General features: G+C 62.5%; 13 protein-coding genes and 2 tRNA genes. 8 read left to right on the top strand and 7 right to left on the bottom strand.

Going from position 1 to position 14,444, the window contains the following annotated elements; genetic code table 11:
• Positions 1-191 precede the first annotated feature (191 nt).
• Together J1777_RS05615 and radC are read right to left on the bottom strand one after the other, a co-directional pair.
• The gene (locus J1777_RS05615; protein WP_207574837.1) at positions 192-857 is read right to left on the bottom strand and encodes a Smr/MutS family protein; all 666 of its coding nucleotides are present in this window, start codon (positions 855-857) and stop codon (positions 192-194) included.
• Positions 854-1,528 carry a RadC family protein gene (gene radC, locus J1777_RS05610; RefSeq protein ID WP_207574836.1) on the bottom strand — a complete coding sequence of 225 codons (675 nt, stop codon included), beginning with the start codon at positions 1,526-1,528 and terminating at the stop codon, positions 854-856. Before radC ends, J1777_RS05615 begins: the two co-directional genes overlap by 4 nt.
• 64 nt (positions 1,529-1,592) lie before the next feature.
• Between radC and J1777_RS05605 the strand changes: the two genes are divergently transcribed.
• On the top strand, positions 1,593-2,066 hold the full coding sequence (locus J1777_RS05605; RefSeq protein WP_207574835.1) for an FKBP-type peptidyl-prolyl cis-trans isomerase: 474 nt from the start codon (positions 1,593-1,595) through the stop codon (positions 2,064-2,066).
• Between the two features lie 4 nt (positions 2,067-2,070).
• Positions 2,071-3,033: a 4-hydroxy-3-methylbut-2-enyl diphosphate reductase gene (ispH, locus tag J1777_RS05600; protein ID WP_242700407.1), complete on the top strand. Its 963-nt coding sequence runs from the start codon at positions 2,071-2,073 to the stop codon at positions 3,031-3,033.
• 85 nt (positions 3,034-3,118) lie between these two features.
• On the opposite strand, the gene J1777_RS05595 is transcribed toward ispH, so the two are convergent.
• The gene (locus J1777_RS05595; RefSeq protein ID WP_207574833.1) at positions 3,119-3,766 is read right to left on the bottom strand and encodes a CBS domain-containing protein; all 648 of its coding nucleotides are present in this window, start codon (positions 3,764-3,766) and stop codon (positions 3,119-3,121) included.
• Between the two features lie 90 nt (positions 3,767-3,856).
• Between J1777_RS05595 and serS the strand changes: the two genes are divergently transcribed.
• From serS to J1777_RS05580, 3 genes are all read left to right on the top strand, one after another.
• The gene (gene serS / locus J1777_RS05590) at positions 3,857-5,173 is read left to right on the top strand and encodes a serine--tRNA ligase (protein WP_207574832.1); all 1,317 of its coding nucleotides are present in this window, start codon (positions 3,857-3,859) and stop codon (positions 5,171-5,173) included.
• A 73-nt stretch (positions 5,174-5,246) separates the two neighbouring features.
• A tRNA-Ser gene (locus tag J1777_RS05585) sits at positions 5,247-5,336 on the top strand.
• A gap of 19 nt (positions 5,337-5,355) precedes the next feature.
• A tRNA-Arg gene (locus J1777_RS05580) sits at positions 5,356-5,432 on the top strand.
• Positions 5,433-5,501: 69 nt separating this feature from the next.
• Here J1777_RS05580 and dapF read toward each other — a convergent pair.
• From dapF to J1777_RS05560, 4 genes are read right to left on the bottom strand one after another with little or no spacing between them, the layout of a single operon-like run.
• Positions 5,502-6,386 (bottom strand): diaminopimelate epimerase, encoded by an 885-nt coding sequence (dapF, locus tag J1777_RS05575; protein ID WP_207574831.1) that lies wholly within the window; start codon positions 6,384-6,386, stop codon positions 5,502-5,504.
• Positions 6,383-7,225, bottom strand: coding sequence for an ammonia-dependent NAD(+) synthetase (gene nadE / locus J1777_RS05570; protein WP_207574830.1), 843 nt, complete (start codon positions 7,223-7,225; stop codon positions 6,383-6,385). Before nadE ends, dapF begins: the two co-directional genes overlap by 4 nt.
• Positions 7,222-8,490, bottom strand: a complete 1,269-nt coding sequence (locus tag J1777_RS05565; RefSeq protein ID WP_207574829.1) for a diaminopimelate decarboxylase — start codon at positions 8,488-8,490, stop codon at positions 7,222-7,224. The genes nadE and J1777_RS05565 overlap by 4 nt, the downstream gene beginning before the upstream one ends.
• 23 nt (positions 8,491-8,513) lie before the next feature.
• A complete protein-coding gene (locus J1777_RS05560) occupies positions 8,514-9,737 on the bottom strand; it encodes an LL-diaminopimelate aminotransferase (protein WP_207574828.1) in 1,224 nt (407 codons plus the stop codon).
• 177 nt (positions 9,738-9,914) lie between these two features.
• Here J1777_RS05560 and J1777_RS14610 point away from each other — a divergent pair, with 177 nt between their 5' ends.
• Genes J1777_RS14610 through J1777_RS05545 form a run of 3 tightly spaced genes read left to right on the top strand, consistent with a single transcriptional unit; the run spans position 9,915 to position 14,355 of the window.
• On the top strand, positions 9,915-10,355 hold the full coding sequence (locus tag J1777_RS14610; RefSeq protein ID WP_479723407.1) for a helix-turn-helix domain-containing protein: 441 nt from the start codon (positions 9,915-9,917) through the stop codon (positions 10,353-10,355).
• Complete coding sequence (locus J1777_RS05550) at positions 10,352-13,279, top strand: SNF2-related protein (RefSeq protein ID WP_207574827.1); 2,928 nt, start codon at positions 10,352-10,354, stop codon at positions 13,277-13,279. The genes J1777_RS14610 and J1777_RS05550 overlap by 4 nt, the downstream gene beginning before the upstream one ends.
• Before the next feature lie 47 nt (positions 13,280-13,326).
• Positions 13,327-14,355 (top strand): hypothetical protein, encoded by a 1,029-nt coding sequence (locus J1777_RS05545; protein ID WP_207574826.1) that lies wholly within the window; start codon positions 13,327-13,329, stop codon positions 14,353-14,355.
• The last annotated feature ends 89 nt before the right edge of the window (positions 14,356-14,444 follow it).

Raw genomic sequence — 14,444 nt, 5'->3', positions numbered from 1 at the left:
TGCCAAGCCCTTTAGGCAAAAAAGGGCTTGAGAACGTGTTCACGATCTCCTCATGGGTGTGCGGGCGCGGCTTCGGGCGGTCTGCGTCGTTGCAAATCCTCGCAATAGCCAAGCTATTGCTGTGGTTTGCGCCTCGCAACCCATCCCGAACCGCATCCCCCACACCTTCATTCGAGATCATGAACACGTTCTTAGCGCCGATGTGAGCGATGGCTGGGCTGCAATAAAACGATCAGCGCCCCGGCACCGCCATCGGCGGGCCGGGCCTGAACAAAGGCTTGCACTTCGCGCTTTTGCACCAGCCAGCGCAGCACCTTGCCCTTGAGCACGGGCACCTTGCCCGGCGAGCCCAGGCCCTTGCCGTGGATGATGCGCACGCAGCGCAGCCCGGTGCGGTGGGCTAGGCGGATGAATTGGCCCAGGGCCTCGCGGGCCTCGTCGGTGCGCAGGCCGTGCAGGTCCAGCTGGCGCTGAATGCTCCACTGCCCGCTGCGCAGCTTGCGCAACACGTCCGGGCCGATACCGGGGCTGCGGTAGCTTAAATCGGCATCCACCTCCAGCAAGGTGCTGATGTCAAACTCATCGCTCATGGCTTCGCGCAGCACGTTTTGCTCATCAATATGCAGCTGCAGCGGCTCTGGAGGTATGTTTTTTGATTTGTTTTGATAGATATTTTTTACAGGCAGTGGGGTTACTGCTCCTACCGTAAGAGCAAACAGATTGCGCTCGCGTTCGGCTTGGCGGGCGGCCGCTTCCTGGGCCTGGCGCAGGGCCAATTGTTGGGCGTGGCGCTGTTGGATCTCTTTGGCCAGGGGTTTGAGTCCGTGCAGGCCATGGATGCGGGTGGCTGGCTTCATACCAAGCCCTGCTCGGCCATCGACAAGGCCTGGCCCTGGGCCACGATAAGGTGGTCCAGCACACGCACATCCACCAGCGCCAGGGCCGATTTCAAGGTGTTCGTCAGCTGGATGTCGGCACGGCTAGGCTCCACACTGCCGCTGGGGTGGTTGTGCGCCAGCACCACGGCGGCGGCGTGGTGGTGCAAGGCCCGCAGCACCACCTCGCGCGGGTACACCGAGGTTTGACTGAGCGTGCCGCGAAACAGCTCCTCCATGGCAATCAGGTGGTGCTGGCTGTCCAGAAACAGCACGGCAAACACCTCGTGCTGGCGGTGTGCCAAGTGCAGTTGCAAATAGTGTTTCACGGCCTCGGGGCTGTCAAACAGCGGGCGCTGCTGCAGCTGCTGGGCGGTGGCGCGGCGGGCCAGTTCCATCACGGCCAAAATTTCGGTTTGCTTGGCCGGCCCCAGGCCTTTGATGCTGGCCAGGTCGCGCACGCTGGCGTTGAGCAGCCCAGCCAGCCCGCCTTGCTGCGCCAAAATCGTGTGCGCCAGTTGCAGCACGCCGCAGCCGGCCAGGCCGGTGCGCAGCAAAATGGCCAGCAGCTCCGCATCGGACAGCGCACCCGCGCCCCGGGCCAGGAGTTTTTCGCGCGGCAGGGTATCGGGGGGTAAGTCTTTGAACGACATGGCAGGCGTAAAAAAAGGGCTAAGGGTAACTTCTTACAATGCGGCCCAGTTTAAAGGGACTCTTATGACCGATAGCTTCGCATCAACCCAGGACACCGCCCGCGTGCAGCCGGGCGCTTTTTTAACTTTGCACTACCGCTTAAGCGGTGCCACCGGCGATGTGGTGAACACCTTTGGTGGCAAACCCAGCACGCTGACGCTGGGCATGGGGGAGCTGGCCCCTGCGCTGGAAGAAAAAATCATCGGCCTGGCCGAGGGTGAACGCGCCAGCTTTGCGTTGCCGGCCGGTGCGGCGTTTAGCGAGCGCAACCCCGAACTGGTGCAGTGGGTATCGCGCAAGCTGCTCAGTGCCCAGGGCGACCCGAACGAGCAGTACGAAGTGGGCGAAGTGGTGGAATTTCCCACCCCCGATGGCGAAGGCAGCTACGCCGGTGCCGTGGTGCAGGTGCGCGAGGATGGCGCGGTGCTGTTTGACTTCAACCACCCGCTGGCCGGCCAGCCGGTGACGTTTGAAGTTGAAATCATTGGGATCATTTGAGGTGATGGAGCCCAAAGAAATTCTCCTGGCCGAGCCGCGCGGCTTTTGCGCCGGGGTCGATCGTGCGATCGAGATCGTCGAGCGGGCGCTGCTCAAATTTGGTGCCCCCATCTACGTGCGCCATGAAATTGTGCACAACACCTATGTGGTCAATGACCTGAAAGCGCGCGGCGCGATCTTTATCGAAGACTTGGCTGAGGTGCCAGCCGGTGCCACCTTGGTGTTCTCGGCCCACGGCGTGAGCCAGGCCGTGCAGGAAGAGGCCAAGCGCCGGGGCTTTAGCATTTTTGATGCCACCTGCCCGCTGGTGACCAAGGTCCACGTTGAAGTGGCCAAGCTGGCCAAGGAGGGCTACGAGTTCCTCATGATTGGCCACAAAGGCCACCCCGAGGTGGAAGGCACCATGGGCCAGCTCTTGGACGGCATCTACCTGGTCGAGGACGAGGCCGACGTCCACACCGTGCAGCCGCGCCAAAGCGAGAAGCTGGCCGTGGTCACCCAGACCACCTTGAGCGTGGACGATGCCGCCAGCATTCTGGCCGCCATTCGCCAGCGCTTTCCGCAGATTCGCGAGCCCAAGCAGCAAGATATTTGCTACGCCACGCAGAACCGCCAGGATGCGGTCAAGCAATTGGCCGGGCAGGTGGATGTGCTCATCGTCGTGGGCAGCCCCACCAGCAGCAACAGCAACCGCCTGCGCGAGCTGGCCGAGCGCCTGGGCACGCCCGCCTTCATGGTTGATAGCCCCGAAGAATTGCAGCCGCAGTGGTTCGCCCAGGCCACCCGCGTGGGCTTGACGGCGGGCGCATCGGCCCCCGAGGTGCTGGTGCAGGGCGTGATTGCGCGCATCCAGGCATTGGGCGCGGCCAGCGTGCGCAAGATGGACGGGTTGGAGGAAACCATCAAGTTCCCCCTGCCCAAAGGCTTGAAGCTGGAGCCGCTGTCCATCAGTAAATCGAAAAAATAAAGAGCTATTTGCGCTTGAAAATAAAGGGCTTCAGGGTTTTTAACCTCTGAAGCCCTTTGTTTATGAGCGGTTCAAGCTCTGTTATTTAACCCCACATGTCCAGCGGCGGATCGGCCGCCACGGCCCGCAGGATGTCGGTGCGGCTGACAAAGCCCAGCAGCACCCCCTCGGCATCGGTTACGGGCAGGCCGGGCAAGCCGGTATCCATCAGCACATGGGCCAGGCGGCGCAAGCTGGTGTCTTGCGCCACGGCGGGAACGGGTGTGAGCATCAGCTCGGCCACGCGGCGCTGGGCCATGGCCGGGCTGGGGCTGCGCGCCAGCGATGGCGGGGCCATGTCAGCACGCAGCAGCAGGCCCACCACCCGATCGCGCTCATTGAGCACGGGGGCCTGGGCCACCTGGTGCGTGCTGAGCAGGCTCCAGGCCGCCTCCACCGACATGTGCGGGCGCACGGTCAAAGCGCCCCGTGTCATCACATCGGCCACCAATTCCAGGGGGCGGCGCTCTTTGGGGGCATCTTGGCCGTAGGCGCTGCGCAGTTGGGCGCTTTGGCGCTGGGTGTGCGGGGGGGCGGTATCGGTGGCCAGATGGCCGGCTGCGCGTTCGCCCACGTCCGTGGTGTTGGAGCGCAGCGCCGCCGGCCGTGCCACGCCGCGCACGGCAGCGATTTGGCTCAGGCGCTCGTAGCTGCCAGCGTACATTGGGCCGTTGGTGTTAAAGACGTAGAACATCGGGGGCAGCCTCCAGGGTTGTGCAGACCAGCGGTTATAGCAGGCACAATTAGCGGTTTGCCGCGCTACGGCCTCACTGATACCACCACCATGCTAGATGTTCTTTTGCTGCGCAAAGATTTGGACAGCGTTATCGCCCGTCTTGCCACCCGTAAAAATCCCCAACCCTACTTGAACGTTGAGGCTTTCCGTGCCCTGGAAGCCGAGCGCAAAACCCTGCAAATGCGCACGGAAGAATTGCAGGCCCAGCGCAATCAGCTCTCCAAACAGATCGGCCAGCTCATGGGCAAAGGCGAGAAAGAGGCCGCCGAAGCCGCCAAGGCCCAAGTTGCCGCTTTCAAGGATGAGCTGGATGCCTCGGCCCAGCGCCTGGAATCCATCCAGACTGAGCTAGCCACCTTGCTGCTGGCCGTGCCCAACCTGCCGCACGCGAGCGTGCCCGTGGGCGCGGGCGAGGAGGACAACGTCGAAGTGCGCCGCTGGGGCACACCGCGCAGCTTTGACTTCGAGGCCAAAGACCACGTGGATGTGGGCACGCCGCTGGGGTTGGATTTTGATATGGGCGTGAAGCTCTCCGGGGCCCGCTTTACGGTCATGCAAGGCGGCATTGCCCGCCTGCACCGTGCCCTGGCGCAATTCATGCTGGATGTGCAAACCCAGGAGCACGGCTACACCGAGTGCTATGTGCCCTACGCGGTGAACGCCGATTCGCTCCAAGGCACGGGCCAGTTGCCCAAATTTGAGGAAGACCTGTTTGCCGCCAAAAAAGGCGGGCAGGACGGCGAGCCGGTGCCCGATCATGCGGCGCTGTACCTGATCCCCACCAGCGAGGTGCCACTGACCAACTTTGTGCGCGACGAAGTGCTGCCCGAGGCCACTTTGCCCATCCGCCTGACCGCGCACACGCCGTGCTTTCGCTCCGAGGCCGGCAGCTACGGGCGCGATACGCGCGGCATGATCCGCCAGCACCAGTTTGACAAGGTGGAAATGGTGCAAATCGTCCACCCCGAAAACAGCTACGAAGCGCTGGAAGCCATGACTGGCCACGCCGAAGCCATCCTGCAAAAACTGGGCTTGCCCTACCGCGTGATGAGCCTGTGCACGGGCGACATGGGCTTTGGCGCGGCCAAAACCTACGACCTGGAAGTGTGGCTGCCCGGCCAGGGCAAGTACCGCGAAATCAGCTCTATCTCCAACTGCGAAGACTTCCAAGCCCGCCGCCTGCAAGCGCGCTTCAAGAATGCCAAGGGCAAAAACGAGCTGGTGCACACCCTGAACGGCTCGGGCCTGGCCGTGGGCCGCTGCCTGGTGGCCGTGCTGGAAAATTATCAGAACCAGGACGGCAGCGTGACCATTCCCGAAGTGCTGCGCCCCTACATGGGCGGCTTGGAACGCTTGGCCGCGTAAATTTCAGCATATTTCAGCGTAAATTTTTCGTGCGGGCCTAAAAATCCAGCTACAATTGCGGATTCCACGATGCGGAGAGGTGGCAGAGTGGTCGAATGTACCTGACTCGAAATCAGGCGTGGTGGCAACATCACCGAGGGTTCGAATCCCTCCCTCTCCGCCAGTGAATCGTTTTTTTTTGCGCGGCTGTAGCTCAGCTGGATAGAGTACTTGGCTACGAACCAAGGGGTCGTGGGTTCGATTCCTGCCAGCCGCGCCAGATGCAAAGCCCTGAAACTGAAAAGTTTCAGGGCTTTTTGCTTTGCGTTTGATTTTGCTGATTTGTTGTTTACACGGCGGGCGCGGCTTCGGGCCAGTGCCACAGGCCGTCGTACACCCGCGTGGCCGGGCCTTGCATGTGCACGTGCTGGCCTTCGCCCGGCCAGTCAATCTGCAATGGCCCGCCGGGCAGCAGCACGGTCACGTGCTGGCCCAGCCAGCCCAGGCGCTGCCCGGCGACCACGGCGGCGCAGGCACCGGTGCCGCAGGCCAGGGTTTCGCCGGTGCCGCGTTCATAAACGCGCAGGCGGATGCGGTCGGGGGCCAGCACCTGCATGAAGCCAACATTCACCCGGGCGGGAAAGCGCGGGTGCGATTCCAGCTGTGGCCCCAGTGTGGCGACGGGGGCGCTGTCCACATCCGCCACGCGCAGCACAGCGTGCGGGTTGCCCATGTTCACCACGGCCAGTTGCACCATTTCATCGCCCACAGCCACGGGGTAGCGCAGCGCTGGGGCCGGGGCGCTGAAGGGGATTTCTTGCGGCAGAAAGCGCGGCATGCCCATGTCCACCTGCACGTGGCCGGTGTCGGTGATGTGCAGCACGATGGTGCCTGCGCAGGTCTGCACGCGGATGCGGCGTTGGTCCGTCAGTCCCTGGTCGTGAACGAAGCGGGCAAAGCAGCGGGCACCGTTGCCGCATTGCTCCACCTCAGAGCCATCGGCGTTAAAGATGCGGTAGCCAAAGTCCACATCCGCCCTTGGCCCTGGCGTGACCACCAGCAACTGGTCGAAGCCCACGCCGAAATGCCGATCGGCCAGGGCACGGATGTCTTCTGGTGACAGGGCGACGGGCTGGCGCGTGGCATCCAGCACCAGAAAATCGTTGCCCAGGCCGTGCATTTTGGTGAAGGGCAGGGGTGGGCGGCGCAAAGCCGTTGTGCTCGTCGTGGTCATGGCGTAAGGGGGTGGGCGCGTTTGTGCCCGCTGGCTTCGTAGGCGGTGACGATGCGCTGGAAGGCGTGGGCATCCACCGGCTGACCGTGCAAAAAGGCATCAATCTGGTCGTAGGTGACACCGTAGGCGGCTTCGTCCGGGCGGCCTGGGGCGAGGTCTTCCAGATCGGCGGTGGGGGTTTTGTGAACCAGTTCGGCCGGTGCGCCCAGGTGGGCAGCAATGGCGCGCACCTGGCCCTTGACCAAGCCGGACAGCGGGGCCAGATCGCACGCACCATCGCCGAATTTGGTGAAAAAGCCCATCACCGCCTCGGCGGCGTGGTCGGTGCCAATCACCAGCCCGCCCGTGGCGTTGGCCAGGGCGTACTGCGCCACCATGCGGGTGCGGGCCTTGACGTTGCCCAGCACAACATCGCGCCGGCGGGCGGGCAGGGTGGACAGCTTGGGCAGGTGCGCAGCCAGGGCCTGCACCGCGTTTTCAATGGGCACGGTGCATTCCTCATCGGCGCGGATAAAGGCCAGAGCGGCGCGGGCAGCGTCCTCGTCGTGCTGGGTGCTGTAGGGCAGGCGCACAGCGATGAAGCGGTAGCGGCCATCGCGGGTGCGGGTGCGCAGCGCCTGCACGGCCAGTTGTGCCAGTCGCCCGGCCACCAGCGAATCAACCCCGCCGCTGATGCCCAGCACCAGGGTGGTCAGGCCGCTGGCCTGCAGCGTGTCTTCGATGAAGACCTGCCGCCGCAGCGCCTCGGCTGCCAGCATGGCCGGGTTGGTAAACGGCGGGGTCACACCCAGCACGGCGGCAATGGCGTTTTGGCGGGGGTGCAGGCGTGGCAGGGTCATGGCTGCCACTCCCGCGCGGGAAATTGCAGCGTGGCGAAGTAGTCTTGCAGCGTCTCGGCGCGGCGGATGCGCTCTACGCTGCCATGGGGGCGCAGCAGCAGCTCCTGCGGGCGCAGCTTGCCGTTGTAGTTAAAGCCCATGGCGTGGCCGTGCGCCCCGGTGTCGTGGATGACGAGCAGATCGCCATCGGCCACCGGCGGCAGGGGGCGCTGCACGGCGAATTTGTCGTTGTTTTCGCACAGGGAGCCAACGACATCCACCAGCGCGTCATGCGGGCTGGCCTCGCTGGCGGTTTTGCCCACCACGTCGATGTGGTGGTACGCGCCGTACATGCCAGGGCGCATCAGGGCGGACATGCAGGCATCCACGCCGATGTAGGTGCGATAACTCTCTTTGCGGTTGATGGCCCGCGTCACCAGCACGCCGTGCGGGCCGGTGATGTAGCGCCCGCTTTCCATGTGCAGCGCGGGTGTGTGGCCGTGGCGGGTGCGGAAATCGGCCAGCAGCGCCTGCGCCTGGTGGCCCAGGGCCTCGACATCGAATGCTTCCTCTTCGGGCCGGTAGGGGATGCCCAGGCCGCCGCCCATGTTGATGAACTCCAGGCGAATGCCCAGCTCTGCCTGCACCCAGGCGGCCACTTGCAGCAGCATCTCCACCGTCTGCACCATGTAGCGGTGGTCGCGCTCGTTCGAGGCCAGCATGGTGTGCAGGCCAAAGCGCCGCGCCCCCCGGGCCTGGGCGGCGCGAAAAGCGTCGAGCAGCTGGGCGTGCGGCACGCCGTATTTGGCCTCCAGCGGGTTGCCGATGATGCTGTTGCCGCTGCGCTCGGCCCCGGGGTTGTAGCGAAAGCACACCAGCTCGGGCATCTGCGGCACCTTGGCCACCAGGCTCAGGTCGTCCAGGTTCAGGATGCAGCCGCCGTCCTGCGCGGCCACGGCAAATTCTTCGGGCGAGGTGTTGTTGGAGGTGAACATGATCTCCTCGCCGCGTGCGCCAGCCTGGCGGGCCAGCACCAGCTCGGCGATGGAGCTGCAATCAAAACCGCAGCCCAGCTCACGCAGCAAGGCCAGGATGCGCGGGTTGGGCAGCGCCTTGACGGCGTAATACTCTTTGAACCCGGCCACCTTGGCAAAGGCCGCATACAGGCGGGCCACGGTGGCGCGGATGCCCGCCTCGTCATAGATGTGGAAGGGCGTGCCGAAGTGCTCGGCAATGGCTGGCAGCTGGGGGTACAGGCGCTGGCGAAAATCGTTGGAAATGGGCATGGTGGATTCTCTGTTTGCTGTATTTATTGAAGCGCTTGGCGTATACGCTGCAAGGCGTTGGCCACGTTTTCTGCACTATTGAAGGCGCTGATGCGCACATGCTGCTGGCCGCAGCGGCCAAAGCCCACCCCCGGCGTGCAGACCACCCCGGCGCGGTGCAGCAGCAGGTCGAAAAACGCCCAGGCATCGCGCTGCGCATCAATCCAGACGTAGGGCGCGTTCTCGCCCCCGGTGCAAGCAAAGCCCATGGCCTCAAAAGCGCGGCGAATGGTGCGGGCGTTGTCCAGATAGCCGTCAATCAGCGCCCGCACCTGCTGCTGGCCCTCGGCGCTGTACACCGCCTCGGCAGCGCGTTGCACGGGGTAGGACACGCCGTTGAACTTGGTCGTGTGCCGCCGCATCCACAGCGCATGCAGGGCTACGGGCTGGCCGCTGTCGTCCCAGGCCATGCACTCTTTGGGCACCACGGTGTAGGCGCAGCGCAGGCCGGTAAAGCCCGCCGTCTTGGAGTAGCTGCGAAACTCAATCGCCACCTCGCGTGCGCCGGGGATTTCGTAGATGGAGTGCGGCAGTTCGGGGTCGCGAATAAAGGCTTCATACGCCGCATCAAACAAAATCAGCGCCCGGTTTTGGCGCGCGTACTCCACCCAGGCAGCCAGTTGCGCGCGCGTGGCCGTGGCACCCGTGGGGTTGTTCGGAAAGCACAGGTAGATCAGATCGACCGGCTCGCTGGGCAGGGCGGGCACATAGCCGTTGGCGGCGGTGCTGTCCAGATAGACAAAGCCGGGGTAGCGGCCATCGACGGCGGCATCGGTGCGCCCGGCCATGACGTTGGTGTCCACATACACCGGGTACACCGGATCGGGGATGGCCACGCGCACATCCTGCGCAAAAATCTCCTGGATGTTGCCGGTGTCGGACTTGGCGCCATCGCTGACAAAAATTTCATCGGCATCGATCTGGGCACCACGGGCTTGGAAGTCGTGCGTGGCAATCGCTTGGCGCAGAAAGTCGTAGCCCTGCTCCGGGCCATAGCCGCGAAAGTTGGCGGCATTGGCCATCTCGTCCGTGGCCTGGTGCAGCGCGGCAATGCAGGCGGGCGGCAGCGGCTGGGTCACGTCGCCAATGCCCAGGCGGATCAGGTGTTTGTCCGGGTGCTGCTGCTGAAAGGCGCTGACGCGCCGGGCGATGTCGGCAAACAAATAGCTGGCTTGCAGCTTGGGGTAGTGGGGATTGATGCGGATCATGGTGGGTTCTTCAAGCTGGCCGGTTGAATCAATAAAACAATAGCTTCTACCGCTGATAAATAAATGTTTTCATAGATAAATAATCTTTAAAACAAGCAAATACAAGCGTAAACAGCTATTCAATAAATGAAGGCTTGCCATCATGCACAGGTGCCTGGGCACCTGCCTAATTGCACAATGGCGCTTGAAGAAAGATGTAAGCAAGAACCGTGCCAAGCTGAAAAAATCTTTGCTTTTGGCCCGTATTTTCAGGGCGATGCGACCCTTTGGTGCGGTGCAGCGTGCCCAAGACGCCACGGCTTGGCAGCCGCGCCATGCACCAAAAAAGTGCAGCCATGCCCCGCTGCAGCGCAGGCGGGCTGCTGGATAGATGGCACTAAACTAGACAACATTACCAATAAAACATCAGAAATGACTCAAAACACATCCAACGAAGGCGTTCTGACTTTGGCCGAAGTGGCAGCCTATTTGAAGGTCACAGAACGGACGATCTATCGGTTGGCTGGCGCTAAAAAGATCCCAGCCTTCAAAGTCGGCGGGGTGTGGCGTTTCAGAAAAATGGATATCGATGCCTGGATCCATGCGCAGTCTGTCGATTCCGCCGGGGGACAAAGGTGATCTGCGCTTACCAAGCCAAGTACTACGCCCACGAGCTGACGCGGCGGCACGCTGCCGATGGCGTAGATCGCCTCTCCCAATCGCTGTTCGATGCCAGCGTCGATTTGAACCCGCACCAGATCGAGGCGGCGCTGTTCGCACTTCGCAACCCATTGCAGGAAGGCGTACTGCTGGCTGACGAGGTGGGGCTGGGCAAAACCATTGAAGCCGCGCTGGTGGTTTGCCAATACTGGGCTGAGCGCCGTCGTCGGCTGCTGGTCATATGCCCGGCTAGCCTGCGCAAGCAATGGGCGCAGGAGCTGCACGACAAGTTTGCCGTGCCCACCACCGTGGTGGATGCAGTTTCCCTGCGCAAGCAGTCTGCGGGCGACCTGCTCGCCACCTTGCAGCGGCAGGTTGGCAAGGCGGTTGTGATCATGTCCTACCAGTTCGCCGCCAAGCTGGAGGCTGAATTGCGTGCCGTGCCTTGGGATGTGGTGGTCATTGACGAAGCGCACAAGCTGCGCAATGCGCACCGCGCCAGCAACCGCACCGGGCAGGCACTCAAGCGCGCGCTGCAAGGCCGCAAAAAGCTGCTGCTCACCGCCACGCCGTTGCAAAACTCGCTGATGGAGCTGTACGGCCTGTCCACACTGATCGACGAGCACCTGTTCGGCGACGAAGCTGCCTTTCGCAAGCAATTCATGAACAGCGGCACCGGCTTGGACGAGCTGCGTGAGCGTCTTGCCAGCTTCGCCAAACGCACACTGCGCCGTGACGTGCTGGAGTACATCCAGTACACCGAGCGCAAGGCCCTCACCCAGCCGTTCAACCCCACCGACGACGAGCAGGCGCTGTACGAGCGCATCTCGGCCTTTCTGCAAAAGGAAGACTCCTACGCCCTGCCTAAGCAGCAACGCCATCTCACTGGGCTGATTTTGCGCAAGCTGCTGGCCTCCAGCTCGCACGCTGTTGCCGCCACCTTGGTCACCATTCGCGAGCGGCTGCAGGGCTTGCTCACAGCAGACAAAGCGGAAGACGACGGCAGCCAACTGGTCGAACAGCTCATTGCCGAGGACGATCTGGAGCAGGACTACCTCGAAGAGGAAGCCAGCGAGGCCGACGAAGACGCCGAAGCCCTCACGCCTGAGCTAGCAGAAAGCAGTAAGACAGACGCGGCAAAAGATTCCCAGGCCGTCCGCGCTGCCATCACCGCCGAGATTGCAGAGCTGACCGCATTCGTCGATGCCGCCCAAGCCCTGAAAACCGACACCAAGGCGCAGGCCCTATTGAAGGCGCTCAATCTGGGCTTCGGCAAGATGGCCGAGCTGCGTGCGCCACGAAAGGCCATCATCTTCACGGAGTCCAAGCGCACGCAGGAGTACCTGCACCGCTTTCTCTCCGCCAACGGCCATGCGGGCAAATTGGTGTTGTTCAGTGGAACCAACACCCACGAAGACTCCACCGCCATTTACCAACGTTGGCTGCAAGAGAACAAAGGCACGGATCGCGTCACCGGCTCGCCGCAGGTCGATCGCCGCACCGCGCTGATCGACCACTTCCGCAAGGACGACGGCAGTGGTGCGGAAATCATGATCGCCACTGAAGCGGCTGCCGAAGGCGTCAATTTGCAGTTCTGCGCGCTGATCATCAATTACGACCTGCCGTGGAACCCGCAGCGCGTTGAGCAGCGCATTGGCCGCTGCCACCGCTACGGTCAGCGTTTTGATGTGGTGGTCATCAACTTCCTCAACACCCGCAACCAGGCCGACCAGCGTGTGCTGGAGCTGCTCACCGAAAAATTCAAGCTGTTCTCTGGGGTGTTTGGCGCAAGCGATGAAGTGCTGGGCCGCATCGAGGGAGGCCTCGATTTTGAAAAACGCATCCTCCAAATCTACGACACCTGCCGCCAGCCCGCGCAGATCGAAGCCGCCTTCAATGCGCTGCAAGCGGAGCTGGAAGAATCCATAGCCGACCGCATCAAAGACACCCAGTCCCAGCTGCTAGAGAACTTCGATGAGGATGTCCACGACCGGCTCAAGCTGCGATTGGACGAGGCCGAAGCACGCCTCGACAAACTCGGGCGCTGGTTTTGGGGCGTGACCCGCTATGCCCTCCATGACCGCGCACGCTTTGACGAGCAGTCCTACGCGTTCTCATTGACCACGCCGCCAGCGGGTATCGCTGTCGGTCGCTATCAACTTATTCGTGGGGCGGCGCAGCCGGACATGCTGGCACACGCCTACCGCCTTAGCCACCCGCTGGGGGAGTGGAGCATTGAAGCCAGTCTGAACGCAGCCACGCCCGTCGCCACCGTGAAGCTGGACTACGAAAAACACGGCGCGCGCGTCTCCGTCATTGAGAGGCTGCGCGGCAAGTCCGGCTGGCTGACGCTGGCCCGGCTGGAAGTGACTGCCTTCGAGACCACCGAGGCGCTGCTGTTCTCCGGCCTCACGGACGATGGGCGGGTACTAGACCAGGAAACCTGCGAAAAGCTCATGGCCCTTCCCGCCGCAGGCAAGCCCGCGCCCCTGGAAGAATCTGTGCCAAAAACGCTTCTAGCCAATAGCCAGCAAGCGGTAGCAGCTACTATTTCAGGATTTATTGAAGCCAACCAGCGCCTGTTCCATGAAGAACGGGACAAGCTGGAACGCTGGGCCGACGACAAGCTGCTGGCCGCAGAAGAGGCCCTGAAGCACACCAAAGCCCGCATCGCACAGCTCAAGCGCGACGCCCGCAAAGCCGCCACCTTGCAGGAGCAAGACGGCATCCAGCGCGAGCTGTCTGAGCTGGAGCGCAAGCAGCGCCGCCTGCGGCAAGAAGTTTTTGAGGTGGAAGACGAAATCATCGCCAAGCGCGATGCGCTGATTGCCTCGCTTCAGCAGCGCCTGCAAGAAAAAACCAGCCACGAGACCCTGTTCAGCATCCGCTGGCAGGTCACCTGAAACGCACATCCTATAAAGCATCAGAAATCCCGAGATCAGGGCACGCCATGACCAACAAACAACATCCCAAATTCCAGGAGCTCGTCGCCAAGCTGCGCGAGATCTTCCAGATCGACCGCCCGGAACTGGACTTTGGCATCTACCGCATCCTCAACGCCCGGGCGGGCGAGATCAACGACTACCTGCAAAACCGGCTGGCCGAGAAGGTGCAAACCGCGCTCAGCCAAGGTGGCGCTGCACAGCAAGAGCAGGTGGCGCGCGAACTGAAGGACAAGGAAGCGCAATACCAGGCAGACGGCATCGATCCGGCCACGGTCCCGAAAGTGCAAGAGTTGCGCCAAAAGCTGGCGCAGTACAGCACCGGTGCCAGCGAACACGAAAATGCCGTGTTCTCGCACCTGCTGACCTTTTTCTCGCGCTATTACCAAAATGGTGACTTCATCAGCCAGCGCCGCTACAAGGGCGACACCTACGCCATCCCCTACGCGGGCGAAGAGGTGATGCTGCACTGGGCCAACAAGGATCAGTACTACACCAAGAGCGGCGAGAACTTCAGCAATTACAGCTTCAAGTTGGAAGACGGCCGCACGGTGCATTTGCGCCTGGCCGCCGCCGACACCGCCAAAGACAACCGCAAGGACAACGACAAGGAACGGCGCTTTGCCCTGGTAGCGGCCAAAACTGTTACCCGTGTGGATGAAAACGGCGACGAATACGAAGAAGAGCTGCTACCCGTTGAGGAAGTACAAACCGCCGATGGCAGCAAGGAGCTGATCATTCGCTTTGAATATGCCGCCCAGCCCAAAGGCACCAAGCAGGAGGCGCTGGTTACCAAAGCAGTGGAAACCGTGCTGGCAGATAGCGCGGTGAAGGCGCGTTGGCTGGCGCTGGGCCAGCGCGCGCCGACCGAGAAAAATCCGCAGCGCACCCTGCTGGAAAAGCACCTGAGCGACTACACCACCAAGAACACGGCGGACTATTTCATCCACAAAGACTTGGGCGGCTTTTTGCGCCGTGAGCTGGACTTCTATATCAAGAAGGCTCTGTTGCACAAACCCTGCCCCCCGAACTGTTAGCCTCGGGACATGAGTGAATCCAAGAGCGCCAAGCCCCGCTACAAGACCACCAACTGGGCAGCGTACAACGCAGCGCTCAAAGCCCGGGG

It is taken from the genome of Comamonas denitrificans (assembly GCF_017368815.1).
Classification (GTDB): domain Bacteria; phylum Pseudomonadota; class Gammaproteobacteria; order Burkholderiales; family Burkholderiaceae_C; genus Comamonas; species Comamonas denitrificans.
Note: the sequence above shows the minus strand (reverse complement) of the source record. Positions and strands in the feature narration are given on the sequence as shown.

Coding starts and splice junctions, on each gene's coding strand:
- J1777_RS05615 (WP_207574837.1), bottom strand. CDS start 857: ATGAAGCCAGCCACCCGCATCCATGGCCTGCACGGACTCAAACCCCTG.
- radC (WP_207574836.1), bottom strand. CDS start 1,528: ATGTCGTTCAAAGACTTACCCCCCGATACCCTGCCGCGCGAAAAACTC.
- J1777_RS05605 (WP_207574835.1), top strand. CDS start 1,593: ATGACCGATAGCTTCGCATCAACCCAGGACACCGCCCGCGTGCAGCCG.
- ispH (WP_242700407.1), top strand. CDS start 2,071: ATGGAGCCCAAAGAAATTCTCCTGGCCGAGCCGCGCGGCTTTTGCGCC.
- J1777_RS05595 (WP_207574833.1), bottom strand. CDS start 3,766: ATGTTCTACGTCTTTAACACCAACGGCCCAATGTACGCTGGCAGCTAC.
- serS (WP_207574832.1), top strand. CDS start 3,857: ATGCTAGATGTTCTTTTGCTGCGCAAAGATTTGGACAGCGTTATCGCC.
- dapF (WP_207574831.1), bottom strand. CDS start 6,386: ATGACCACGACGAGCACAACGGCTTTGCGCCGCCCACCCCTGCCCTTC.
- nadE (WP_207574830.1), bottom strand. CDS start 7,225: ATGACCCTGCCACGCCTGCACCCCCGCCAAAACGCCATTGCCGCCGTG.
- J1777_RS05565 (WP_207574829.1), bottom strand. CDS start 8,490: ATGCCCATTTCCAACGATTTTCGCCAGCGCCTGTACCCCCAGCTGCCA.
- J1777_RS05560 (WP_207574828.1), bottom strand. CDS start 9,737: ATGATCCGCATCAATCCCCACTACCCCAAGCTGCAAGCCAGCTATTTG.
- J1777_RS14610 (WP_479723407.1), top strand. CDS start 9,915: ATGGCGCTTGAAGAAAGATGTAAGCAAGAACCGTGCCAAGCTGAAAAA.
- J1777_RS05545 (WP_207574826.1), top strand. CDS start 13,327: ATGACCAACAAACAACATCCCAAATTCCAGGAGCTCGTCGCCAAGCTG.